The following is a 23,287-nucleotide window of genomic DNA, read 5'->3' as shown; positions in this document are numbered from 1 at the left end:
TGATAATAATTATCATTCCGTTATTTTTTTGCGTCATCAACAAACCTTGACTTCATTTTCGTGAAGTCTATCGCCAGCGTTATCAGGCTTTCAAACGCTGGCCGGACAGCGGCCTATCAATAGAGTATCACTATGTTAATCAATAAGAATCTCAAAAAAATCATGCTTACCGGGGTCCTGGCGGGCACGGCGTTAACCAGCGCCGCCGCCGATAACCCGACGTCTACGCCAGCGAATGCGACCGCCAAGCCTGAACCTACCGGCGATGTGATGACGGTTTATTCTCCCAAGATTGAGAAAGAAGCCGGCACCAAAACAACCCTCACCGCCGAGGATATGCGCAAAGAGGGCGGCAATGATTTCAGCAGCATCATGCGCTACCAGCCGCTCATCAGCGCCCCGGGCGTCAGCAGCGGCGTCAGCGCGGGCAAAAGCAGCTACGATCGCGGCGGCGCCAGCGGATACAACATCCGCGGTCTGGAAAACAACCGGGTCTCCATTGACATTGACGGCGTAGAATTGCCCTCCTCCACCGATCGCGGCACATCCACCGTCTCCGGCCGACGCCAAACGGGCAGCACCGGCATCGGCCGCGGCGACTACCTTGACCCGTATCTGTACGGCTCGGTGGATATCGAGTCCGGCGCGACTTCGGTTGCCAACAGCAACAATGCGCTGGGCGGCTCCGTCTCGTTCAAACCGAAATCCGCCAACGATTACCTGCATGCCGGCAAGTACGACTACTTCGGCTATCAGGCGGGATACGACTCTTCCAACCGCAGTTTCCATAACGGCGTCACCGCCGCCGCCGGCGACGACTATCTGCGCGGGGTTATCGTCGTCAGCCGCCGCGACGGCAATGAAACCGAAAATCACAGCGATGCCGCCATCGACAGCACCCCGGCCAACTGGCACTCCAATGCGCTACTGGCGTCCGGCATCTGGCAGGCGACCGACTCGCACCAGCTGACCGCCACGGCGGATTACTATCACAAGACCAACCACGCCAATTTCCCGACCTGGAATATGAGCGCGACGGGCGTCTCCTCGCTTGACGGCAGCACCTCGTATCAGGACAGTCAAACCCGCCGCTGGGGATTCAGCCTGGCGGACCTCTATACGCCGGAAAATTTCGCGCTGTTCGACAGCCTGAACACCAAACTGTTCTATAGCCAGACCGAGGCGCACGACTACACCGTTACCGATGCCGCCACGCCGACATCCGTGTGGAGCAACTACGATACCAAAACCTTCGGTCTTGAAAGCAAAGCCCTGAAAGAGTGGCGCAATCACAGCATCAGCTACGGCTTCAACGCCCGCCGGTCGGAAACGGAGCGTCCATTCACCGCGGAAAACCTGACGGCGGGCAGTCTGAGCGTCGATCTGGGACGCCCGCAGGCGGATAGCGAGATTATCAATCTGGGAGCATTCGTACAGGATAAGATCACCTGGGAGCTGGCCGGCCGCGACTTCGCCATCGTACCGGGAGTGCGTTTCGCCTGGCAACACGCCGAGCCGAAGAACGCCTCCAATCTGTTTACCAACACCAATGGCAATGTGACGTCGGAGGAGGCCGCCAGTATGTACGGCACCAACGCCGACGGCCAGATTATGCCATCCATCGCTTTCCAGTACAGCCTCACGCCCGATCTGCTGGCCTACATCCAATACCGGCGCGGCGCGCAGTTCCCCACCGACGGGCAGCTGTACGGCTCCTGGGCGCTCGGCTATTTCGGCACCTCCAGCAGCTACGCCGTGCTGAGCGACCCGGACCTGAAAACCGAAACCAGCGATAACTACGAACTGGGGCTGAAAGGCCAGATTGCGGAAGGCATTACCCTGAGCGCGTCGGCCTTCTACAGCGATTACAAAAACTTTATCGCCAACGGCTACTACCGCCGCGCCGATAATCCGGCCCTGTTCGCCAACGTGCCCAGCAGCCTCAGCATTCTCTATCTGACCGAGAACCGCGATAAAGCCTATATCTACGGCGGCGAAGTCAGCGCCAAATTCAACCTCGGCACCTGGTTCGAACGGGCGGAAGGCTTTAGCGCCCGTCTGGCCTACGGCTATACCGAAGGGGCGTCAAAATCCAGCGCCAGCGGCGACTCGTATGTCGACCTGGATTCGGTAACGCCGCAGAAGGCGGTGGTGGGCGTCGCCTACGACGATCCGTCCAGCACCTATGGCGCCGCGCTGATCGCCACCTTCAACAAAGGCAAGACCGCCACCTACGCGGCGGGCCGCAAACTTCCCGGCAACGGCAACAACCTGGGTTCCGACGACTATACGTTCATGCACGTGCCGGGCTACGCCCTGGTGGACCTGACCGCGTACTACCGCGTATCCAAAAACGTGAGGCTGAGCGGCGGCATCTACAACCTGACCGACCGCAAATACTGGGATTATCAGACCAGCCGCAATATCGAAGCCCCCACCAGCACCAGCGCCAGCGACATCAACTACTACAATCAGCAGTTGGCCATCGCGCCGGGACGCACCTTCCAACTGGGCGTCAATGTCGATTTCTGATTCATCGCCCGCGGCGGAACCGTCCGGTTCCGCCCGTTTTTATCGGACGACGGCCGCCGCGCCGCCATCCCAACCGCTCTTCCCAGCCCATGAAACCACCCCGAACGCATGGTATTGTTGACCCGGAGTCAATAGTTTTGTGACATGGCGCATCTATTTCCGGCAATGAAAATCTGCCAGACTTAATTTCTCCATTCGTTCCAGGCAAGATAAGTAAATAAGCGAGTCGATAATGCATAACATATTGATTATTCACGCAGGAAAGGCGTTTGGGCACTCTGCCGGCAAACTCAATAAAACCCTGACCGAGGCGGCGGTCAACGCGCTACGGGACAAGGGGCGCGACGTGCGCGTGACCTGGGTCGATGAAGGCTACGACATCGAACGGGAAGTTCAGAATTACCTGTGGGCCGACGCCATTATTTATCAGATGCCCGGCTGGTGGATGGATGTGCCCTGGATACTGAAAAAGTACGTCGATGAGGTCTTTACCGCCGGTCACGGCTCGCTCTATGCCAGCGACGGCCGCACCCGTTCCGATAGCAGCAAAAAGTATGGCTCCGGAGGCTTATTGCAGGGGAAAAAATACATGCTCTCCGCGACCTGGAATGCGCCGATGGAAGCCTTTACCGATCCGCAGCAATTCTTCCACGGCGTCGGCGTGGACGGCGTGTATCTGCCGTTCCATAAGGCCAACCAGTTCATCGGTCTGTCGCCGCTGCCGACCTTTATTTGCAACGATGTGATCAAATCTCCGGATGTGGAAAACAACATCGCCCGCTATCGCCGGCATCTGGCAAGCGTATTCGCCTAAAGCGGCCATTGCGCTATCTTCTCGCTGAGGAAATCCAGCAAGCAACTTATACGCGCCGCCAACGCCGTATGCCGATAATAGACCGCATTGATCGGCATGCGCGCGTCCACCGTCTCCTGTTTCAGAACCTGCACCAGACGTCCGGCGGCCTGATCCTCATGGGTCATAAAATCCGACAAACGCACAATGCCTTCGCCGCGCAGCGCCAGCTGGCGCAACGTTTCGCCGCTGGAGGCGGATAGCGCCGGCGAGATAGGATAAAAACCCCGGTCTCCGTCGCGCAGCGGCCAGTGATTCAGCCCGCTCGCCTGCGTAAACCCCAGACAGGTGTGCGAAGAGAGATCGCCAACGCTCATCGGCGTGCCGCGGCGGCGCAAATAATCGGGGCTGGCCAGCACGCGTAAGCGCGTCGCGCCCAGCGCGCGGGCATGAATACTGGAATCCTTTAAAGCGCCGATGCGAATGGCGACATCCGTGTGCTGCTCCAGCAAATCGATAATGACGTCGTCGCTGTTCAATTCCAGCACGATCTGCGGATAACGGCGGCGAAAGTCGGGAATCAGGGGAACGATAACGTGCTGCATAAAAGAAGAGGCCGCATTGACCCGCAACCGGCCACAGGGCTGGTCGTGGCGCAGCGCGACCTGCTCTTCGGCATGCTCCACAGCGCGGATCGCATCGCGCGCATGCTGCAGAAACATGACGCCCTCTTCGGTCAGCGCCAGCCGTCGGGTAGTGCGGTGCAGCAGCGTGGTGCCCAATTTGCCTTCAAGACGCCGCAACGCCCGGCTGACGCCGGACGTCGTCTGACCAAGCCGATCCGCCGCCGCGGTAATCGAACCGGTATCGACCACCACCACGAAAGCCTGCAACTCCTCAAGCGTCACTTTCATCAACGTTTACCCTGAGATAGCGGCCGCAATTACGCCGGATACCCGTCGGCTCGGCCAGCCCGCGTCAGCTGGGCCGCCCGCCGTCAGACTTCGATTTCCGCCTTGTCGCCTTTTTCCTGCAGCCAGTTGCGGCGATCTTCGGCGCGCTTCTTCGCCAGCAGCATATCCATGATAGCCATCGTCTGGTCGATATCGTCATCGTTAATCGTCAGCTGCACCAGACGGCGGGTATTCGGATCCAGCGTGGTTTCACGTAATTGCAGCGGATTCATTTCACCCAGCCCTTTAAAACGCTGAACGTTGGGCTTGCCTTTCTTACGTTTGAGCTGCTCCAGCACGCCCGCTTTTTCCTCTTCATCCAGGGCGTAATACACCTCTTTGCCGAGGTCGATACGGTAGAGCGGCGGCATCGCCACATAGACGTGTCCGCCCTGCACCACCGCGCGGAAATGGCGCACGAACAGGGCGCACAGCAGCGTGGCGATATGTAGCCCGTCGGAGTCCGCGTCGGCCAGAATACAGATCTTGCCGTAGCGCAGCTGGCTCAGATCGTCGCTATCGGGATCGATGCCGATCGCCACCGAAATGTCGTGGACTTCCTGCGAAGCCAACACCTCATCGGAGGAGACTTCCCAGGTATTCAGGATCTTGCCTTTAAGCGGCATGATCGCCTGAAACTCGCGCTCCCGCGCCTGTTTGGCCGACCCGCCCGCCGAGTCCCCTTCCACCAGGAACAGCTCGGTGCGATTCAGATCCTGCGAGGTGCAGTCCGCCAGCTTGCCGGGCAGCGCCGGGCCGCTGGTCAGCTTTTTACGCACCACCTTTTTGGCGGCGCGCATGCGCCGCTGGGCGCTGGCGATGGCCAGCTCCGCCAACTGCTCGGCGGCTTGAATATTCTGGTTCAGCCACAGGCTGAACGCATCTTTCACCACCCCGGAAACGAATGCCGCGCATTGGCGCGAAGAGAGCCGCTCCTTGGTTTGTCCGGCAAACTGCGGATCCTGCATTTTCACCGATAGCACATAGGCGCAGCGTTCCCAGATATCGTCGGCGCTCAGCTTCACGCCGCGCGGCAGAATATTGCGGAATTCGCAGAATTCACGCATCGCGTCCAGCAGGCCTTGGCGCAAACCGTTGACGTGCGTGCCGCCCATCGGCGTGGGAATCAGGTTGACGTAACTTTCCGTCAGCAGCTCCCCGCCTTCAGGCAGCCACAGCAGCGCCCAGTCCACCGCCTCGGTATCGCCGGCGATCGCGCCCAAAAACGGCTTTTCCGGCAGGGTGGTTAACCCGTTCACCGCTTCGCACAGGTAGTCGTTCAGACCGTCCTGATAACACCAGCGCTGCTCGGTATTATTAAGCTTATCTTTAAAGATAATCTCGACGCCGGGACACAATACGGCTTTGGCTTTCAGCAGGTGCGTCAGGCGAGAGACGGAAAAGCGCGGGCTATCGAAGAATTTTTCATCCGGCCAGAAATGCACGCGGGTGCCGGTATTGCGGCGGCCGCAGGTGCCGGTAACGGTGAGATCCTGCACTTTTTCGCCATTCTCGAACGCCATGTCGTACACCTGGCCGTCGCGCCGCACCGTGACTTCGACGCGCGAAGAGAGCGCGTTGACCACCGAGATGCCCACGCCGTGCAACCCGCCCGAGAACTGATAGTTTTTATTGGAGAACTTGCCGCCGGCGTGCAGCCGGCACAGAATCAGCTCTACGGCCGGAACCCCTTCTTCAGGGTGAATATCCACCGGCATCCCGCGGCCGTCGTCAATCACCTCCAATGACTGATCGGCGTGCAGAATCACATCGATGCGGCGGGCATGACCCGCCAACGCCTCATCAACGCTGTTGTCTATCACCTCTTGCCCCAGATGGTTAGGGCGCGAGGTATCGGTATACATTCCCGGACGGCGGCGCACCGGTTCCAGACCGCTGAGTACTTCAATCGCATCAGCGTTATAACTTGATTGCGTCATGGTTTGATTTAATTCGTTGTTTTAAATGAAAAGTGGTGAACGATACCGATGGGCGCTACGCGCAAACGGAGGGCCGGCAGCCTTCATGGTTACGCTGTCGCTATTATCGCTGCCGCCCCCTGATGTTCAGTCCGTCGCCAGCCCCAAAAAATTCACTATGGGTGCAAAAAAGTGCTCAAATCCGACAAAGGCATGATTGCCTCCCGATTCCACCGTTTGGCGGCAGTTGCGGTAATACGCCACCGCCTGCCGGTAATCCAGAACCTCATCCCCGGTCTGCAGCAGCAGCCACAGCAAATCAGGCGACTCCAGCGGTTCAACCTGCATGACTTTCAGATCGCAAACGTGCCGTGACTCTAGCACATATTGCTCATGGGTGTAGGGGTTCTGATATTCGCCCAGGTAGTCGAGCAGCAGCTCAAACGGCTTCACCGCCGGATTCACCACCACGGCGGGTATGCGGAAACATTGGGATAGCCAGGTGGCATAATAACCACCGAGAGAAGAGCCAACAATGCCCAGCGGACTACCGGCCCGCGCCATCACCAGCGATTCCATCAGCTCGGCCGCGTCCGCCGGATAGGGCGGAAGCTGCGGCACCAGCATCTCAATATCAGGATGATGACGCGCCAGCCATGCCTTCAGCGCCGTCGCCTTGACTGAATTGGGCGTGCTGTTGAAACCGTGCAGATAGAGTAACGCCGGCATCAGTAACCGTCCGCGTCCATATCGGGCAAAAATTCACTGCCCGCCAGGCGAAACACCTCGGTTTCCAGCGTACCGTCCGGCAGCAGATCCAGATAACGCCAGCCGGGCGCGATATTGTCGATGGCGAAATTGGTGCAGTGCGGCTTAAACTGAACGCAGGTGGACGGCGTGGCCAGCAGGCGTTTACCGTGCCAGTCGAGATCGAGCTCCTGATGGATATGCCCGCACAAAACGGTATTCACCTGGGGATAGCGGGCCAGCACCGAGGCCAGATTATGCGCGTTGCGCAGGCTGTGTTGATCGAGCCAGGTACAGCCTGAAGGATGGGGATGATGGTGCAGCAGTAGCAGGGTGGAGCGATCCGGCTGGCTTTGCAGGCTACGCTCGAGCCATTCGAGTTGATAATCGCTCAGCTCGCCGTGCGGCACGCCGAACACCTGGCTGTCCAGCAGGATAGCCTGCCATTTATCGCCCAGCAGCACATGTTTGGACGGCGCAATCCCCGCTTCGGCCAGCGCGTCGAACATCGCCGGCTGAAAATCATGATTGCCCGGCAGCCACACGCAGGGGGCGGACAGCTGCCGGATCCCGCTGGAGAAGTGGCGATAGGCTTCCAGCGAATGATCCTGAGCCAAATCGCCTGTCGCGACGATCAAATCGAACGCATATTGCTGCGCCTGTATCGCATCCAGCACGGCGCGATAACTGCTGTATGTGTTAACGCCAAGCAGTGTTTCATGTTCACCGGCAAAAAGGTGGGTATCTGTTATTTGTAAAATCCTGATTCTGGCCCCACTCGCCACAGGAAGTGTCAACAGGCTTTCCAAATGATGGTGTCCTTGGTTACTTAAATCTGTCTGTACCCGTCATCTTTCAAGTCGCAGGCGCGTTGACTTCCCGCGCCTCGAAATCTATTGGGTATATAACCCGTCATCTTCTAAGCCGCAGGCGCGTTGGCTGGCCGCACCTTGAAGCCTATTGGGTATCAAAAACTGGGATCGACATCGAACCATACGCCAAACAATATTTTAGCCAATCAGCAAGAAACTGATTAATTTGGTGCTTTTCGTCACGTTGGTGCAGCTTATTATTCGGATAATCATAACGTGCCTTGAAACGGAAGATCTGCTGGCTCGCACACACTTCCGCAACCAATGCGTCATGATACAACCTGACGGTCATCATTGGCAGACTCCAGTAGCTCACCGCGGGGGCGGTCTGCTGAATATTGACCAAAGAAGTGTAACGAGTTGATTCAAGAATAGTTAAGCGGTAGACGGCGTTATGAACGTGATAAACCGCGGTTTCGCCGACTTCGTCGTTACGGGGCAGCAAACGCCGTAACTGCATGAAGTTGGTTTCGCATAGTCTCATCATTGCCGGGAAATCCGGGGTATAACGCTTCATAAATTCAATCCACCCACGCGCTTCTCAATTTTTCATGGTGCAACGCCAACCATTGCAAGGCAATGACAGACGCCGCGTTATCGATAATCCCTTCCTCAACCCATTGGTAGCTCTGTTCGCGGCTGACCACATGCACCCGGATATCCTCATTCTCTTCCGCCAGGCCATGAATGCCCTTCGCGGTCCGGGTATCCACTTCCCCTACCATAACAGCCAGACGCTCGCTGGTGCCACCCGGGCTGGCAAGATAGTTGACGATCGGCTGACAGCGGCCGACGATCAGCCCCGCCTCTTCCTGCGCTTCCCGGCGGGCGACATCCTCCAGACTTTCGCCCGCTTCAATCATGCCCGCCACCAGCTCCAGCAGCCAGGGAGAAATACTGCTGTCGTACGCCGCGATACGAATCTGCTCAACCAGCACCACTTCGTCGCGCACCGGATCATAGGGCAACAGAACGACCGCATGCCCGCGCTCGAATATTTCGCGGCTGACCTCATCGCTCATTTCACCATTAAATAGACGATGACGGAAACGATAGCGCACCAGTGAAAAAAAACCTTTATATAATTCTTCACGTGCAATAATTTCTACATCATCTTTATTAAAGGTAACCGGACTGGGTACTGAAGACACCATGATTAAACTCCTGTAACGGGTATCAATGGAACCGACCATTGTAGAAGGGAACGCCCTGTCATCATACTCGCGGTTGTTTGTGGTAGATTTATATAATCTCGGAATCTGTCTCAACAGGCACGTTTGGCTCAGACCGTGTTAATACGGCGAGCGCAGGCGGTATATATGAAGACGCCGCAACGCCGAGCCCGAATGGCGCAGGGGCTGCCTAATCGGGCAGATTCCCGGAATATGGCACATTCAGTTACCTCATCCTATTGGCGGATTCTGATAGAATCGAAAACTATTCGTCTCTAGACAGCGCTATCATAGCGACATTGCTGTATAACAAGGAACGCAAATGAAGAAATTGCTCCCTCTTCTTATCGGTCTGAGCCTGGCCGGCTTTAGTTTAATGGGTCAGGCGGAAAACCTGTTACAGGTATACCAACAAGCTAAAAATACCAATCCGGATCTGCGCAGCTCAGCGGCCACTCGCGACGCCGCTTTTGAAAAAATCAATGAAGCACGCAGCCCCCTGCTGCCGCAATTAGGCTTAGGCGCGGATTATACCTATACCGACGGTTTTCGAGACAGCAACGGCATTAACAATGATGTCAAAAGCGCATCGTTACAGCTGACCCAGACGCTGTTCGATATGTCTAAATGGCGCGCGCTGACCTTACAGGAAAAACAGGCCGGTATTGAAGACGTCACCTTCCAGACCGCCCAGCAAACCCTTATTTTGAATACGGCGACCGCGTATTTCAACGTACTGCGCGCCATTGACTCCCTCTCCTACATCACCGCGCAGAAACAGGCTATTTACCGCCAGTTGGATCAAACGACCCAACGTTTTAATGTCGGGCTGGTGGCGATTACCGACGTGCAGAACGCTCGCGCCGAATACGATAGCGTGCTCGCCAGCGAAGTGCTGGCCCGCAATACGCTGGACAACAACCTGGAAGCGCTGCGTCAGGTCAGCGGCAATTTCTACCCGCAGTTGGCGGGATTGGACATCAAGCGTTTTTCGACCCAGAAACCCGCGGTTATCAACGAACTATTGAAAGAAGCCGAAAATCGCAACCTCAGCTTATTGTCCGCCCGTCTGAGCCAGGATCTGGCGCGCGAACAAATTCGCTATGCCCAGACCGGACACATGCCGACGCTGGACCTGACCGCCTCCAGCAGCGTCAGCGATACCAGCTATTCCGGCTCCAATGCCCGGGGTAGTACATATGACGACAGCAACATAGGCCAAAATAAGGTCGGCGTCAGCTTTAACCTGCCGTTGTACAGCGGCGGCGCGACCAGCTCGCAGGTGAAGCAGGCCCAGCACAGTTTCGTCAGCGCCAGCGAATTGCTGGAAAGCGCCCATCGTACCGTCGTTCAAACCGTACGCTCTTCGTTCAATAATATTTCCGCGTCCATCAGCAGCATCAACGCCTATAAACAGGCGGAAGTTTCCGCGCAGAGCTCTCTGGATGCGATGGAAGCGGGCTATCAGGTCGGCACGCGAACCATCGTCGACGTGCTGGATGCCACAACGACGCTCTATAACGCCAAACAGCAGCTTTCCAGCGCCCGTTACGACTATCTGATTAACCAGTTGAACATTAAATCCGCGCTGGGCACGCTGAATGAAAACGACCTGCAGGCGCTGAACGCCGCATTAGGCCAGTCGGTGTCGACTACGCCGTCCGTCGCGGACAACGCCGCCGGCGCGCCGCTGGCGCATACGACGTCGGCCGCGTCGCGTCGCTAACCGCTGTTCGTCTCGAACCAGGGGGAACCCGCCGTTCCCCCTGTTGCCGCGGCGGACGCCGTCGTCACCACAGACGGCGTTGAAAAACCTTGCCGACTTTTTATACCCGCCGCGTCAATAAAGCGAAGCGCCGCACAACCGAATGTATAGCAACGTAAAGAGTCGCTGAGTTACCGCCCTTGACGCTTTAAATTCAGGCAGCCTTCCCCTATTCTTAATCGCGATTGTTAATCATTGGGCTTGATGCCTTTTCTCTGGGATAACACGATGAAACGTACCAAAAATATCAATCAGGAAACGTTCCGGAAGGGATGGCGGATGTACCGGTTGGCGCCCATCGCACTGGCGGTCGGCTCGGTATTCGCGCTGGCCGGCTGCGAGCAGGCCGATGAAACGGTTTCGCTCTATCAGAATGCCGACGACTGTTCGCGCGCCAATCCATCCATGGGCGAACAATGTACGACGGCTTACAATAACGCGCTGAAAGAAGCGGAAAAAACCGCGCCCAAATACGCCACCCGCGAAGACTGCGTGGCCGAATTCGGCGAAGCCCAGTGCACCCAAGCGCCCGCGCCCGCTCAGGCAGGCACCGCCGCCGAACCCCAGCAGAGCGGCAGCTTCTGGATGCCGCTGATGGCTGGTTATATGATGGGCAGAATGATGGGCGGCGGCGCCGGTTACGCGCAACAGCCGCTGTTCACCTCAAAATCCCCGACCAGCCCGGCCAACGGCCAATTTGTCGACGCCTCCGGTAAGAACTACGGCAACGCAACCACCGGCCGCACAATCAACGTACCGAAAACGGCGCTGGCGCCGAAGCCCGCCACCACCACCACCATCACCCGCGGCGGATTCGGCGAGACGGTAGCCAAACAGGCCACCATGCAGCGCAGCAGCGCCGGCTCCAGCACCTCCCGCAGCATGGGGGGCTGAGGACAGATCTCATGAAGCGGATTGAAATAAAAGAACGCCCGGACTGGCGCGAAAAGGCCACGGAGTTCGGATTCCAGTTTCACACCATGTACGGAGAACGCTACTGGTGTGAAGAGGCTTACTATCAGTTCACGCTGGCGCAAATCGAAGAGCTGGAAGAGACCACCGCGAAACTGCACCAGATGTGCCTGCAGGTGGTGGAGAAAGTCGTTGAGAGCGAGCCGCTGCTGACCAAATTCCGCATTCCCAAACACACCTGGGAGTTCGTCCGTCATTCATGGCGCACCCGTCAGCCGTCGCTCTATTCGCGCCTCGATCTGGCCTATGACGGCAAGACGCCGGCCAAGCTGCTGGAAAACAACGCCGATACGCCGACATCCCTTTACGAGGCGGCGTTTTTCCAATGGCTGTGGCTGGAAGATCAAATCAAGGCCGGACAACTGCCGCAAACCGCCGATCAGTACAACAGCATTCAGGAAAAACTGATCGAACGGTTTGAAGATCTCAAACTGAATCATGGTTTTAGCCTGCTGCATTTCACCTGCTGCAAAGACACCGCAGAAGATCGCGGCACGGTGCAATATCTGCAGGATTGCGCGTTGGAAGCGGGTTTGCCGAGCGAATTCCTCTATATCGATGAGATCGGCCTCGGCGAAAAAGGCCAGTTTACCGATCTGGAAAACCAGGTTATCGGCAACCTGTTCAAACTCTACCCGTGGGAATTCATGCTAAAAGAGATGTTCTCCACCAAGCTTGAAGACGCGGGCGTACGCTGGCTGGAACCCGCCTGGAAGAGCATTATTTCCAATAAAGCCCTGCTGCCCATGCTGTGGGAGATGTTCCCGAACCACCCGAATCTGCTGCCCGCTTACTTTGCGGAAGATGAGCATCCCGCGCTGGAGAATTACGTCGTCAAGCCGCTGTTTTCACGCGAAGGCGCCAATATTCAAATAGTGGAAAACGGCCGGGAGATCGCCGCCGTGGACGGACCGTATGGCGAAGAAGGCAAGATTATCCAGCAGTATCATCCTTTGCCCAAATTTGGCGACAGCTATACGCTGATCGGCAGTTGGCTGGTGAACGATCTGCCTTGCGGCATCGGGATGCGCGAGGATCGAGAGCTGATTACCCAGGACCTGTCGCGTTTCTATCCGCACATTATTTTGGACTAGGCCTGAACATCAACGGCCGCAAGGCGCGGTTTTCGCCGCGTCTTGCTTATTCCCGCTCCGGCTCTGACGGCGGCGAACTAACCTACCTGCACCGACAACATGCTCAGCGCGCCCATTTCGATGCCGTCGACCGGAATCGTGACGGGCTCTTTGCCGTCCCAGCTTCCCAACACATACAGCAGCGGGAAATAGTGATCGGGAGTCGGGTTGGATAATGCGGCGCCTTCATGCTGCATAAAGTTAATCAGTGGGTGGTCGTTGCCCTGATAAGTCAGATTGTCGCGCACAAAGCGATCGAACGATGCCGCCCACGGATAAGGCTCCGCATCGCCGTCCCACTTAACCATCCGCAGGTTATGCACCACGTTGCCGCTGGCGACGATCATAACCCCCTCATCGCGCAGCGCCGCCAGTTTCCGCCCCAGCTGATAGTGATACGCCGCAGGCTGGGTGCCATCTACGCTGAGCTGCACCACGGGAATGTCCGCCTGCGGATACATCTTTATCAGCACGCCCCAGGAGCCGTGATCCAACCCCCATTCGCCGCGATCCGCCGCCACCGGGATCGGCGCCAGCAGATGTTGAATTCTTTCGGCCAATTCAGGCGAACCGGGCGCCGGATACCGCGTATCGAACAACGCCTGCGGGAATCCGCCAAAATCATGGATGGTCCTGGGTTTTTCCATGGCCGTCACCGCCGTGCCGCGGGTGTACCAGTGCGCGGAAACGGCGACGATGGCCTTAGGACGCGGCAACGTCTCTCCCAGCGCCTGCCACGCCTGGGTATAGGGGTTGTTCTCCAACACGTTCATCGGGCTGCCGTGACCGAGGAACAGTGCGGGCATACGGGAAGCGTTGTTCATGGCGGTATCCTTAATCAAGAGGTCAGCGTCGTGCGACGGCGCATTATGGCAATCACTGTACGCCCTTTGCGCATGAGAAACAGTCGGATATCCGTGATAAAGAACATCAATAAATTTGAAAAGAAGTCGGCAAGCATAAAAAACGCCGGGAGGTTTTTCAACGTTGCGCGGCAACGGCCCGTAGGGTGGAGCAGCACGCCCGCCATAAAAAAACGGCCAACCGCGTGGTGAAACACAGGTTGACCGTATAAAAATTGACGTCGTCGACCGCTAGGCCGCTTTTCTGCATGAAAAGCGTCGCGGACGATCGCTCATTTTTTTGTCTATTCGCACTGGCGAAAAAAACGCCGCAGCGCAATGTTGACGCAATAGCCGGAGTCGACCGTTAAGCCGGGTTCTGTCGTGGACAGTCATTCATCTAGGCCAGCAATCGCTCGCTGGCTCAAGCAGCCTACCCGGGTTCAGTACGGGCCGTACCATGCGAACCCCTATTTGGCCTTGCTCCGGGTGGAGTTTACCCTGCCGCGAACTGTTGCCAGCCGCGCGGTGCGCTCTTACCGCACCCTTTCACCCTTACCTGATCCCGCTTAACGCGGGCCATCGGCGGTTTGCTCTCTGTTGCACTTGTCGTAGGCTTGCGCCCCCCAGGCGTTACCTGGCACCCTGCCCTATGGAGCCCGGACTTTCCTCCCCTCCGCCTGTCTCCCTCGCAAGGGACGGCAGCGAAGCGGCGACTGTCTGGTCAACTCCGGCGCGGATTGTATAGTGTTTTACCTGACCTGTCACCCTTCCTGCCGGTCGAGCGCGTACTTATACAGCGCATTTTTCTTCACGCCGTGGATTTCCGCCGCCAGCGCGGAGGCCTTTTTCAGCGGCAGCTCTTGCTGCAGCAGAGACAGGGTGCGCAGCGCCTCGGCCGGCAGCGCCTCGGCGTCCGCCTTATGCCCTTCGACCACCAGGACCATTTCGCCCCGGCGGCGATTCTCATCATCCTTCACCCAGTCAAACAGTTCGCCTACCGGCGCGCCGTGGATCGATTCCCAGGTTTTGGTGATTTCACGCGCCAGCACCACATAACGCTGCGGCCCGAGCACATCGGCCATATCCTGCAGGCTCTCCAATAGCCGATGGGTCGACTCATAAAAAATCAGGGTTCGCGGCTCTTCCGACAATTCACGCAGCCTATCCTTGCGCGCCTTGGTTTTAGCCGGCAGAAAGCCTTCATAGCAAAAACGATCGGAAGCCAGCCCCGCGGCGGAGAGGGCGGCGATCGCCGCGCAGGCGCCGGGCAACGGAACAACGCGGACCCCCGCCTCGCGACAGCGGCGCACCAGGTGATAGCCGGGATCGTTAATCAACGGAGTGCCCGCGTCGGAAACCAGAGCGATACTCTGCCCCGCCTGCAATTTCGCCAACACCGCATCCGCCTTTTGCTGTTCATTGTGATCATGTAATGCGAACAGTCGTGCATTAATTGCAAAATGTTGTAACAACAGCCCGGTATGGCGGGTATCCTCTGCGGCGATCAGATCGACGCGCCGTAGCACATCCAAAGCGCGCTGGGTGATATCCCCCAGATTGCCAATCGGCGTAGGGACGATGTAAAGGGTTGATGCAGAAATGTCTGCTTGTTGGTCTTGATTCATTGTTTCATCCGGGTTGCCGATTTAATATTGAGCATCTTTAAAAAAAATCATTGGATACAGTATGCTTTCCTTTCGTTTCGTCCGTACTCATACAGGGCGTATTATTCCTGTTTTGTTAACGGCGCTGTTTCTCGCAGGCTGTCCAAGTCAGGCGCCGCAAAGCCCGCCGTCCGAGGTTCAAGGCAAGGCCGATGCCTCCGCTGATTATTATCTGCAACAGATGCAGCAGAGCGGCGATAATAACAAGGCGGCCTGGCAATTACTCGCTATTCATGCCCTATTGCAGGAAGGCAAGGTGCCGCAGGCCAGCCAGCAGTTTAGCGCATTACCGGCCGATTTAAGCGCCGCGCAAAAGCAAGAACGGCAGTTGCTGGGCGCGGAACTCTCCGCGGCGCAGAACAATATGGACGCCGCCAATAAGGCGTTAAGCCAGTTGGACGTCAACGCGCTCTCCGATCAGCAGCGGCTGCGTTACTATAATGCGCAAATTTTGGCCAATCAAAGTCATCCTTCGGCAACGCTGCTGCGCGCCTACATCGCGCAGGAACCCTTGCTACAAGACAGCGCGGCCCGCCAAGCGAATATCGACCACACCTGGCAGGCGCTGGTACAGATGACACCGCAGGCATCGGGGGCGCTGCTGATTAACGCCGATGAGAACGTTCTTCAGGGCTGGCTCGATCTGCTTAACGCCTACCAGAACAATCGCCCGTCGCCCGATCAGCTAAAGCCGGCGATAGAGGATTGGCGGACCCGCTATCCGCACCATCCGGCGGCGCAAACGCTGCCGACGCAGTTGACGCAATTTACTGATTTTCACCCGTCGCAAGTCAGCAGCATCGCGCTGCTGTTGCCGTTGAACGGCCAGGCGCAGGTGTTCGCCAACGCCATCCAGCAGGGATTTAACGCGGCGAAAAACGGCCAGGCCGCGGTAGCCGCTCCGCTTCCTGCCGCGGAAGCCGCGCCGAGCGGCGAGAACGCCTCAATCGCGACGCCGGAGCAAACCGCCGATGTCGCCGGGCAAAACGATGGCGCCGCCGCGCAATACAGCGGCGAGATGACTCCGCCCGCCGCGCAACCGACGCCGGCTCCGACGCTCCCCAGCTCGCTGCCGGTAAAAGTGTACGATACCTCGTCGCAGCCTTTGGCGAACGTATTGGCTCAGGCTCAGCAGGACGGCGCCTCTCTGGTCATCGGGCCGTTGCTGAAAAACGAGGTGGAGCAACTGGCTGCCAACCAGTCCCCCTTGAATATTCTGGCGCTCAACCAACCCGAACATGTGCAAAATAGCCCGAATATCTGCTACTTCGCCCTATCGCCGGAAGATGAGGCCCGGGACGCCGCCAAGTTTATTCATCAGCAGGGCAAACAGCAGCCGCTATTGCTGGTGCCGCGCGGAAACCTCGGCGATCGCATCGTCAACGCGTTTGCACAGGCCTGGAGCCAGCAGGGCGGCGGCACCCTGCTGCAACAACGCCTGGGCAGCACCTTTGAGCTGAAGCAGGCGATCAACAGCGGCGCCGGCATGAGCCTCAGCGGTCAGCCGGTCAACACGGCGCCGCAGACCGCGCTGCCGAGCACAACGGTGGGCGGTTTAACCATTCCGTCGCAGGTAGAGCCCGTGGCCGGCGCGTCGATGAGCGGCAATATCGACGCCGTTTATATCATCGCCACGCCGGATGAGCTGGCGTTGATAAAGCCCATGATCGATATGCGCACCACGTCGCGCGCTCGTCCTGCGCTGTACGCCAGCTCGCGCAGTTTCCAGGCGGGCAGCGGCCCCGATTTCCGTCTGGAGATGGAAGGGCTGCAATTCAGCGAGATCCCGCTGCTGGCGGGCGCCAACCCGGCGTTGATGCAGCAGGTAAGCGGCCAGTTTAAAAATGATTACTCCCTGGTGCGTCTCTATGCCATGGGGATGGATGCCTGGACGCTATCCAGCCATTTTGCTGAAATGCGCCAGATGCCCGGCCATCAGGTCGCGGGCGCAACCGGTATGCTGAGCGCGACGGCCGACTGCGTGATCAGCCGACAGATGACCTGGCTGCGATACCGCCAGGGCCAGTTGGTGCCGGCATCCTGAATACCCGGGAGAGAGGCGCGGATTATGAACATCTTGCCCGGCGCTACCTTGAACGCGCCGGCCTAACGTTTGTCGCCGCCAACGTTACGCTGCGCGGCGGCGAATTGGATCTCATTATGCGCGACCGGCAAACCTGGGTCTTTGTGGAGGTCCGCTACCGGCGCAACGCCAGCTTCGGCGACGCCGCCGCCAGCGTTACCCGGCGCAAACAGCAGCGGTTGCTGCATGCCGCCGCCGTCTGGCTGGCGCAACGCGGCGCCGGCTTTGAAACGGCGGACTGCCGTTTCGATGTCGTGGCGATCACCGGCGACCAAGTTAGCTGGCTTCCTAACGCTTTCAACGCGCAGGGATGATACATTCCATTCCTATCCCCACAGGTTCGGGCCGAGGCATAGCGACGCATGCCTCGGCCCGGTATCGCGGCCTGTCCGGCCGCGGGGAATCTTTATTCACAGACTCAAATTAAAGTAGGTTAACTCAACGTGCTGGATAGAATAAAAGTTTGTTTTACCGAGAGTATTCAGACGCAGATCGCGGCGGCGGAAGCCCTGCCGGACGCCATCTCGCGCGCGGCCATCGTGCTGGTGCAGAGCCTGCTTAACGGCAATAAAATTTTGTGCTGCGGCAACGGAACGTCGGCGGCCAATTCTCAGCACTTTGCGGCCAGCATGATTAACCGCTTCGAAGCGGAACGCCCCAGCCTGCCGGCTATTGCACTTAATGCGGATAATGTGGTCTTAACTGCGATCGCCAACGATCGGTTGCATGAAGAGATCTACGCCAAGCAGGTGCGCGCACTGGGACAAACCGGCGACGTACTTCTCGCGATATCCACCCGCGGAAATAGCAGGGATATCGTAAAAGCGGTGGAGGCGGCGGTAACCCGGGATATGAGCATCGTCGCCCTGACCGGTTACGACGGCGGCGAGCTCGCCGGACTTCTCGGCCCGCAGGATGTGGAAATCCGCATTCCTTCGCACCGCAGCGCCCGTATTCAGGAAATGCACATGCTGACGGTTAACTGCCTGTGCGATTTAATTGATAACACACTTTTCCCACACCAGAACGATTAAGGAGCACTACATGAGGATAAGTTCTGCATTTGCCGTGCTGTCTATCGCCCTCTTGTTACAAGGCTGTGTTGGCGCGGTAGTCGTCGGCAGCGCCGCCGTTGCGACCAAAAGCGCCACCGACCCCCGGACGGTGGGTACCCAGGTCGACGACGGCACGCTGGAGCTGCGGGTGACCAACGCCATCGGCAAAGACGAGCAGTTGAAAAAAGAGGCGCGCGTCGTCGCCACCGCTTATCAGGGGAAAGTTCTGCTGACCGGACAGGCGCCCACCACCGAACTGTCGAACCGTGCCAAACAGATCGCGCTTGGGGTGGAAGGCGCGGCCGAAGTGTATAACGAGATACGCCAGGGCAATCCGGTTTCACTGGGGACGGCCTCCATGGATACCTGGATCACCACCAAAGTTCGTTCGCAAATCCTGGCAAGCGATACGGTTAAATCGTCCAACGTGAAAGTGACGACCGAAAACGGCGAAGTCTTCCTGTTAGGTCTGGTGACCCAGCGTGAAGGCGCCTCCGCGGCTGAAATCGCCAGTAAGGTCAGCGGAGTGAAACACGTCACCACCGCGTTTACTTATCTGCAATAACGCCCCCTCCAACCGCCGCCGCTGACGGAAACGCCAGCGGCGAGCCGGACGCTGAACGGCGCGGCTCGCCGTTATTAATCCAAACCATTGGCGCGCAAAAACGCTTCGCCGCCCATCTGACGCATCTGGCGTAAAATCCACTGCTGGCGCTGAATCACATAGCCGGATGGCGCGCTGACGCGAAAACGGATCGGGTTTGGCAAGACGGCCGCCAGCAGGGCCGATTCGCTTGCCGTCAGTCTATTGGCGGACTTGTTGAAATAGTGTCTCGCCGCGGCTTCGACGCCAAAAATACCGGGGCCGAACTCCGCGATATTCAAATACACCGTCAGGATGCGCCGCTTGGTCCATACCAATTCAACGCCCGAGGTAATCCCGGCCTCAAGGCCCTTACGCAGCCAGCTGCGGCCATCCCACAAAAACAAATTCTTCACCATCTGCTGGGACAGCGTCGATGCGCCGCGGATGCGCCGCACGTGGCGTTCGTTATGCCTGAGAGCCGAATTAATGGCGTCGAAATCAAAGCCCCAATGCTGGGGGAATTTCTGATCTTCCGCGGCGATCGCCGCCAGCGCCATAGCGGGGGCGATCTCATCCATGGCGACCCAGGAAGATCGGGCGACATAGGAAAAATCGCCGCGCAGCCAGGCACTTATCTGACGGTCGGCCATCACCGCGGAAAACGGCACCGGCAGGAAAGAGAACAGCAGTATGCCGGCCAGCCAGAGTCCCAATACCGCCAGCAGGCAGCGAACCGCCAAACGTTTAATACGCGACGGAAGGCCGTTAGCGCGGCGGCTCGGCCTCATTCAATCAAGTCCAATACGCGGGCGACCAGTTTGTCGATGCCCTGCGCCGCTTCGCCGATCGAGTTAGCCAGCATATAGGCGGGCGTGGTAACGATTTTGCGCTCCGCATCCACCACAATGTCGTCGACCGGGCAAACAACGTGAATACCGCCCATTTCCTCAACGATTTCAGCGGTATCAGCATCATTGCCGATAGTTACTCTGATGGGTTCTCCCAATAACTTCGGCAGCAGCGCGGGACTGATGCAAATAAAGCCAATTGGTTTATTTTGCTTATGAATTTCCTGAGTAAGTATTTTCAGATTTTCATCAACCTGACAGGCCGCGCCCTGAATGGCGAAGTCGCTTAAATTTTTCGCGGAACCGAAGCCGCCGGGAACAATTAGCGCATCAAGCTGCCGCGCATCGGCGTCGCACAGCGACTGGATTTTCCCTCTGGCAATCCGCGCCGACTCCACTAAAACGTTGCGATTCTCACTGGTTACGTCACCGGTCAGGTGATTGACGACATCGGACTGCGGCTTATCCGGCGCAAAACAAACCGCCTGCGCCCCCGCCCTATCCAACGCAAGCAGCGTCAGCACGGCCTCATGAATCTCCGAACCATCATAAACCCCGCACCCGCTCAGGACAATACCGACTCTTTTCATCATCTTTTCCCCCATTTGATTACATCAACTAATTGATTTTTTAATTGACAAACACTAATCTACATCACACATTTTAATGATTCTTCTAACGAACGTTTCCGCTTTTGCTATTTTGTTGCGTGTTGAAGATGTAGAATAATTAAGGATATGAATACCCGCGCTTGCGAATCCACGAACCCTGATATCTAAACGCAGGTGCCTGTTTTCCCTGGTGTTGGCGCATAATTCGCGCACCCCGGCCTCGGTCGGGGTCATTTTTTTTATCGCCGCCGTCCCTGGCTTTCCGGCCGTCGCCGCGTGACGTCAGGTCTATTTCCCGCCGTTTTTGCTCGCTACCCAATTCCGCAGCACCTGAACATCATGACGCCAGTCGTGCTTGAGCTCATCGATCCATTCCTGAACATTATCCCACCAGGCGGGCAACGTATCCGTTTGTATCTGCTGGGCGACCTGCTGCAAATGGCGCAGCCCGACCGATCCCGCGGCGCCTTTAATCTTGTGCCCTTCTTCGGTAATGCCTTTCTGGTCGCGCGCCGTCATGTTGGAGTCAAGAATCGCCAGATACCCCGGCATCATCTGTTCGAACATCTCCAGGCTTTGGTGAATCAATTTCGGCCCGACCAGATCCAGGTATTGTTCCAGCATCGCAATATCCAACAGATCTTCATTCACCTCTGCGTGACTTTTTTCGGCGACGGGCCGATCGTCGTCCACCGTCTGATGGTCCCAATACTGTTTAATTACCGTCGTTAACGCCGGGACCGATAGCGGTTTGCTGAGCACGTCGTCCATGCCGGCGTTCAGATACTCTTTTTTATCCTTCAATACGTTGGCGGTTAGCGCCACCAGCGGCGGCAAGCGGCGATCGGCGTAACGCCGGCGGATTTCGCGGGCGACGTCCAGCCCGGTCATATCCGGTAGCTGAATATCCAGCAGCGCTAAATCGAACTCGTCCGGATCGAACATATCCAGCGCCTCCCGTCCGGTCATCGCCACCTCCACGCTGCTGCCCAGTTTTTCCAGCACCGAACGCGCCACCACCACATTCAGCTCGATATCCTCCACCAGCAGCACATGCAGCGCCGGCAGCGGCATCTCGTCATCCTCATCCGGATTGCCGATCGTCTCTTCAATGCCTGGCGCGTTGACCGTCAGGGTAAAGCAAGAGCCCTTACCCTGAACGCTGGTAACCTGAATATCTCCGCCCATGTTCTGCGCCAGGCGTTTTGAAACCGACAGGCCGATGCCGGTGCCGGTCGCCGGTTTGCCGCCGTTCTGATCTTTTACCTGATAGTACATGGCGAAGATTTTTTCCAACTCATCCGCCGGGATCCCCATGCCGGAATCTTCGACGTCAAAACGCAGGCAATTTCCCTTCTCATGCCATACGCGCACCACGATTTTTCCCTGCGGCGTGAATTTCACGGCGTTACTGAGCAGATTCCACAGAATCTGCCGCAGCCGGGTGCCGTCGGTAATAATTTTCTGCGGCAGGGGCTGATTCAGCTCCATGATTAATTTCAGCCCTTTCGGCTGCGCCAGCAGCCCGCCCAAATTCTCCAGATCGACTAAAAACCCGGTGAAATCTATCGGCTGGTTATCCAGTTGCACCTTGCGGCGCTCCTGCTTGTCCATTTCAATGACGTCGTTAAAAATATTGCCCAGCGTAATCGCGCTGACGTGGATGGTTTTCAGATACTTTTGCTGCTCGGCATCCAGTTGCGTATCCAGCAAGATACGGCTCAGCCCGACAATGCCGTTAAGCGGCGTGCGCAGCTCATGGCTGATCGTTGAGATAAAGGTGGTCTTCTCCCTGCTGGCATTCTCCAACGCGTCCTGGTAGCGCTTACGCTCCGTTATATCGCGCCCAAAACCCATCAGCCCGTGCCGTTTCCCCATGCGATCGTAAAAAGGCACCTTACGCAGCTCGAAACAGGCCTTGCGGCCATCCGGGTATACCAGCCATTGCTCGTACGTCAGGGAAACGTTGTGGCGGAAGACTTTCTCATCCGTTTCCATCACTTTCTCGGCGATATCCGGGGGGTACACGTCCTGCGGCGTGAGGCCAATCAGCTGTTTCTGACTTTTGCCCACCAGCAGCTCCATCGCGCGGTTGCAGCCTGAGAACTCTTTGTCTTCATTACGGTAATAAACCAGGTCCGGAGAGGCGTCGAGGAAAGAGCGCAATAACGCGGACTGCTGCTCCAGTTCAATCTGCGCCTGTTCGCGGCGCAACATCTCCTCTTTCAGCTTGCTCACCACGCGCAGGCGCGCCTCTTCCGATTTGATGCGATCGGCGATCTCCTGATTAAGCTGAGCGATGTTCTCCTGCAGCTGTTCGTTCAATTCAAGATCGCGGTGGCGCATCTCCTCCAGCTTCGCCACCAGCTTGGATAAACGCTGGCGCGACTCTTCGAGCTGTTCCACCACCACAGAAAGAAAATAGACGGCCCACGGCGTGATCAATAGCCCGAAAAACACCGAGCGCACGACGTCGATATTTTCCACTTTCCCGCTGAGCAGCAGGGTGACGGCCATCTGCACCACCATCGCCAGCAGCACCAGCACCGAGGCCAGCAGCAGCGAAAAACGGACAAGCCCCAGTTTTACCATTAAATCAACGTAGTACTGAGCCAACAGGCGGATTTGTTTCATAGTGGTTTCCTTAGTCGCGAACCACCGAATCATATCGTAAAATAGCGACGCATGCGGTAGCGGCGCAGCACATAGTTTGCCGGCCGCAGGGTAAATTGACGCG

20 protein-coding genes and 1 other RNA gene are annotated in these 23,287 nt (G+C 57.5%); 9 read left to right on the top strand and 12 right to left on the bottom strand.

The window, feature by feature from the left end; genetic code table 11:
• The first annotated feature begins 132 nt into the window (after positions 1–132).
• A complete protein-coding gene (locus VSX58_RS07950; RefSeq protein ID WP_327617614.1) occupies positions 133–2,532 on the top strand; it encodes a TonB-dependent hemoglobin/transferrin/lactoferrin family receptor in 2,400 nt (799 codons plus the stop codon).
• Between the two features lie 232 nt (positions 2,533–2,764).
• Positions 2,765–3,346 carry an NAD(P)H-dependent oxidoreductase gene (locus VSX58_RS07945; protein ID WP_327617613.1) on the top strand — a complete coding sequence of 194 codons (582 nt, stop codon included), beginning with the start codon at positions 2,765–2,767 and terminating at the stop codon, positions 3,344–3,346.
• On the opposite strand, the gene VSX58_RS07940 is transcribed toward VSX58_RS07945, so the two are convergent.
• The 6 genes from VSX58_RS07940 to nudF all read right to left on the bottom strand — a co-directional run bounded on the left by VSX58_RS07940 (position 3,343) and on the right by nudF (position 8,970).
• Positions 3,343–4,239, bottom strand: coding sequence for a LysR family transcriptional regulator (locus VSX58_RS07940; protein WP_327614599.1), 897 nt, complete (start codon positions 4,237–4,239; stop codon positions 3,343–3,345). The two genes, VSX58_RS07945 and VSX58_RS07940, sit on opposite strands and share 4 nt — an antisense overlap.
• An 83-nt stretch (positions 4,240–4,322) precedes the next feature.
• Complete coding sequence (parE, locus tag VSX58_RS07935) at positions 4,323–6,218, bottom strand: DNA topoisomerase IV subunit B (RefSeq protein WP_327614600.1); 1,896 nt, start codon at positions 6,216–6,218, stop codon at positions 4,323–4,325.
• A gap of 126 nt (positions 6,219–6,344) precedes the next feature.
• Positions 6,345–6,926, bottom strand: a complete 582-nt coding sequence (gene yqiA, locus VSX58_RS07930) for an esterase YqiA (protein ID WP_327617612.1) — start codon at positions 6,924–6,926, stop codon at positions 6,345–6,347.
• A complete protein-coding gene (gene cpdA, locus VSX58_RS07925) occupies positions 6,926–7,753 on the bottom strand; it encodes a 3',5'-cyclic-AMP phosphodiesterase (RefSeq protein WP_327617610.1) in 828 nt (275 codons plus the stop codon). The genes yqiA and cpdA overlap by 1 nt, the downstream gene beginning before the upstream one ends.
• A gap of 148 nt (positions 7,754–7,901) precedes the next feature.
• Positions 7,902–8,333 carry a DUF1249 family protein gene (locus VSX58_RS07920; RefSeq protein WP_327614603.1) on the bottom strand — a complete coding sequence of 144 codons (432 nt, stop codon included), beginning with the start codon at positions 8,331–8,333 and terminating at the stop codon, positions 7,902–7,904.
• 4 nt (positions 8,334–8,337) lie between these two features.
• Entirely contained in the window at positions 8,338–8,970 is a 633-nt protein-coding gene (gene nudF / locus VSX58_RS07915) for an ADP-ribose diphosphatase (protein ID WP_327617609.1), read from the bottom strand.
• 340 nt (positions 8,971–9,310) lie between these two features.
• Between nudF and tolC the strand changes: the two genes are divergently transcribed.
• From tolC to VSX58_RS07900, 3 genes are all read left to right on the top strand, one after another.
• A complete protein-coding gene (gene tolC / locus VSX58_RS07910) occupies positions 9,311–10,714 on the top strand; it encodes an outer membrane channel protein TolC (RefSeq protein ID WP_327617608.1) in 1,404 nt (467 codons plus the stop codon).
• Between the two features lie 267 nt (positions 10,715–10,981).
• Positions 10,982–11,647 (top strand): DUF1190 family protein, encoded by a 666-nt coding sequence (locus VSX58_RS07905; RefSeq protein WP_327614606.1) that lies wholly within the window; start codon positions 10,982–10,984, stop codon positions 11,645–11,647.
• Positions 11,648–11,658: 11 nt separating this feature from the next.
• Positions 11,659–12,819 (top strand): glutathionylspermidine synthase family protein, encoded by a 1,161-nt coding sequence (locus VSX58_RS07900; RefSeq protein ID WP_327617607.1) that lies wholly within the window; start codon positions 11,659–11,661, stop codon positions 12,817–12,819.
• A 77-nt stretch (positions 12,820–12,896) separates the two neighbouring features.
• Here the strand turns inward: VSX58_RS07900 and ygiD are convergent, their stop codons facing one another.
• The 3 genes from ygiD to rsmI form a co-directional block, all read right to left on the bottom strand.
• Positions 12,897–13,682, bottom strand: a complete 786-nt coding sequence (ygiD, locus tag VSX58_RS07895; RefSeq protein WP_327617606.1) for a 4,5-DOPA-extradiol-dioxygenase — start codon at positions 13,680–13,682, stop codon at positions 12,897–12,899.
• 370 nt (positions 13,683–14,052) lie between these two features.
• Positions 14,053–14,432, bottom strand: an RNA gene (gene rnpB, locus VSX58_RS07890) — RNase P RNA component class A.
• Positions 14,433–14,464: 32 nt separating this feature from the next.
• Positions 14,465–15,328: a 16S rRNA (cytidine(1402)-2'-O)-methyltransferase gene (gene rsmI / locus VSX58_RS07885; protein ID WP_327617605.1), complete on the bottom strand. Its 864-nt coding sequence runs from the start codon at positions 15,326–15,328 to the stop codon at positions 14,465–14,467.
• A 61-nt stretch (positions 15,329–15,389) separates the two neighbouring features.
• On the opposite strand from rsmI, the gene VSX58_RS07880 reads away from it, so the two are divergent.
• The 4 genes from VSX58_RS07880 to dolP all read left to right on the top strand — a co-directional run bounded on the left by VSX58_RS07880 (position 15,390) and on the right by dolP (position 19,070).
• Positions 15,390–17,411 carry a penicillin-binding protein activator gene (locus VSX58_RS07880; protein WP_327617604.1) on the top strand — a complete coding sequence of 674 codons (2,022 nt, stop codon included), beginning with the start codon at positions 15,390–15,392 and terminating at the stop codon, positions 17,409–17,411.
• A complete protein-coding gene (locus VSX58_RS07875) occupies positions 17,408–17,764 on the top strand; it encodes a YraN family protein (protein WP_327617899.1) in 357 nt (118 codons plus the stop codon). The genes VSX58_RS07880 and VSX58_RS07875 overlap by 4 nt, the downstream gene beginning before the upstream one ends.
• 129 nt (positions 17,765–17,893) lie before the next feature.
• Positions 17,894–18,484, top strand: a complete 591-nt coding sequence (gene diaA / locus VSX58_RS07870) for a DnaA initiator-associating protein DiaA (protein WP_239785138.1) — start codon at positions 17,894–17,896, stop codon at positions 18,482–18,484.
• A 10-nt stretch (positions 18,485–18,494) separates the two neighbouring features.
• The gene (gene dolP, locus VSX58_RS07865; protein ID WP_327617603.1) at positions 18,495–19,070 is read left to right on the top strand and encodes a division/outer membrane stress-associated lipid-binding lipoprotein; all 576 of its coding nucleotides are present in this window, start codon (positions 18,495–18,497) and stop codon (positions 19,068–19,070) included.
• A gap of 74 nt (positions 19,071–19,144) precedes the next feature.
• Here the strand turns inward: dolP and mtgA are convergent, their stop codons facing one another.
• The 3 genes from mtgA to arcB all read right to left on the bottom strand — a co-directional run bounded on the left by mtgA (position 19,145) and on the right by arcB (position 23,184).
• Positions 19,145–19,879, bottom strand: coding sequence for a monofunctional biosynthetic peptidoglycan transglycosylase (mtgA, locus tag VSX58_RS07860; protein ID WP_327617602.1), 735 nt, complete (start codon positions 19,877–19,879; stop codon positions 19,145–19,147).
• Positions 19,876–20,529, bottom strand: a complete 654-nt coding sequence (elbB, locus tag VSX58_RS07855) for an isoprenoid biosynthesis glyoxalase ElbB (RefSeq protein ID WP_327617898.1) — start codon at positions 20,527–20,529, stop codon at positions 19,876–19,878. The genes mtgA and elbB overlap by 4 nt, the downstream gene beginning before the upstream one ends.
• Before the next feature lie 309 nt (positions 20,530–20,838).
• Positions 20,839–23,184 carry an aerobic respiration two-component sensor histidine kinase ArcB gene (gene arcB, locus VSX58_RS07850; protein ID WP_327617601.1) on the bottom strand — a complete coding sequence of 782 codons (2,346 nt, stop codon included), beginning with the start codon at positions 23,182–23,184 and terminating at the stop codon, positions 20,839–20,841.
• Positions 23,185–23,287: the final 103 nt, after the last annotated feature.

The organism is Brenneria populi (genome assembly GCF_036016195.1).
Lineage (GTDB): Bacteria > Pseudomonadota > Gammaproteobacteria > Enterobacterales > Enterobacteriaceae > Brenneria > Brenneria populi.
This window is presented reverse-complemented; position numbering and strand designations above follow the sequence as displayed.

What these genes read in the sequence shown, in the direction of transcription:
- VSX58_RS07950 (WP_327617614.1), top strand. Translation starts at nt 133, where the DNA reads ATGTTAATCAATAAGAATCTCAAAAAAATCATGCTTACCGGGGTCCTG.
- VSX58_RS07945 (WP_327617613.1), top strand. Translation starts at nt 2,765, where the DNA reads ATGCATAACATATTGATTATTCACGCAGGAAAGGCGTTTGGGCACTCT.
- VSX58_RS07940 (WP_327614599.1), bottom strand. Translation starts at nt 4,239, where the DNA reads ATGAAAGTGACGCTTGAGGAGTTGCAGGCTTTCGTGGTGGTGGTCGAT.
- parE (WP_327614600.1), bottom strand. Translation starts at nt 6,218, where the DNA reads ATGACGCAATCAAGTTATAACGCTGATGCGATTGAAGTACTCAGCGGT.
- yqiA (WP_327617612.1), bottom strand. Translation starts at nt 6,926, where the DNA reads ATGCCGGCGTTACTCTATCTGCACGGTTTCAACAGCACGCCCAATTCA.
- VSX58_RS07920 (WP_327614603.1), bottom strand. Translation starts at nt 8,333, where the DNA reads ATGAAGCGTTATACCCCGGATTTCCCGGCAATGATGAGACTATGCGAA.
- nudF (WP_327617609.1), bottom strand. Translation starts at nt 8,970, where the DNA reads ATGGTGTCTTCAGTACCCAGTCCGGTTACCTTTAATAAAGATGATGTA.
- tolC (WP_327617608.1), top strand. Translation starts at nt 9,311, where the DNA reads ATGAAGAAATTGCTCCCTCTTCTTATCGGTCTGAGCCTGGCCGGCTTT.
- VSX58_RS07905 (WP_327614606.1), top strand. Translation starts at nt 10,982, where the DNA reads ATGAAACGTACCAAAAATATCAATCAGGAAACGTTCCGGAAGGGATGG.
- VSX58_RS07900 (WP_327617607.1), top strand. Translation starts at nt 11,659, where the DNA reads ATGAAGCGGATTGAAATAAAAGAACGCCCGGACTGGCGCGAAAAGGCC.
- ygiD (WP_327617606.1), bottom strand. Translation starts at nt 13,682, where the DNA reads ATGAACAACGCTTCCCGTATGCCCGCACTGTTCCTCGGTCACGGCAGC.
- rsmI (WP_327617605.1), bottom strand. Translation starts at nt 15,328, where the DNA reads ATGAATCAAGACCAACAAGCAGACATTTCTGCATCAACCCTTTACATC.
- VSX58_RS07880 (WP_327617604.1), top strand. Translation starts at nt 15,390, where the DNA reads ATGCTTTCCTTTCGTTTCGTCCGTACTCATACAGGGCGTATTATTCCT.
- dolP (WP_327617603.1), top strand. Translation starts at nt 18,495, where the DNA reads ATGAGGATAAGTTCTGCATTTGCCGTGCTGTCTATCGCCCTCTTGTTA.
- mtgA (WP_327617602.1), bottom strand. Translation starts at nt 19,879, where the DNA reads ATGAGGCCGAGCCGCCGCGCTAACGGCCTTCCGTCGCGTATTAAACGT.
- elbB (WP_327617898.1), bottom strand. Translation starts at nt 20,529, where the DNA reads ATGAAAAGAGTCGGTATTGTCCTGAGCGGGTGCGGGGTTTATGATGGT.
- arcB (WP_327617601.1), bottom strand. Translation starts at nt 23,184, where the DNA reads ATGAAACAAATCCGCCTGTTGGCTCAGTACTACGTTGATTTAATGGTA.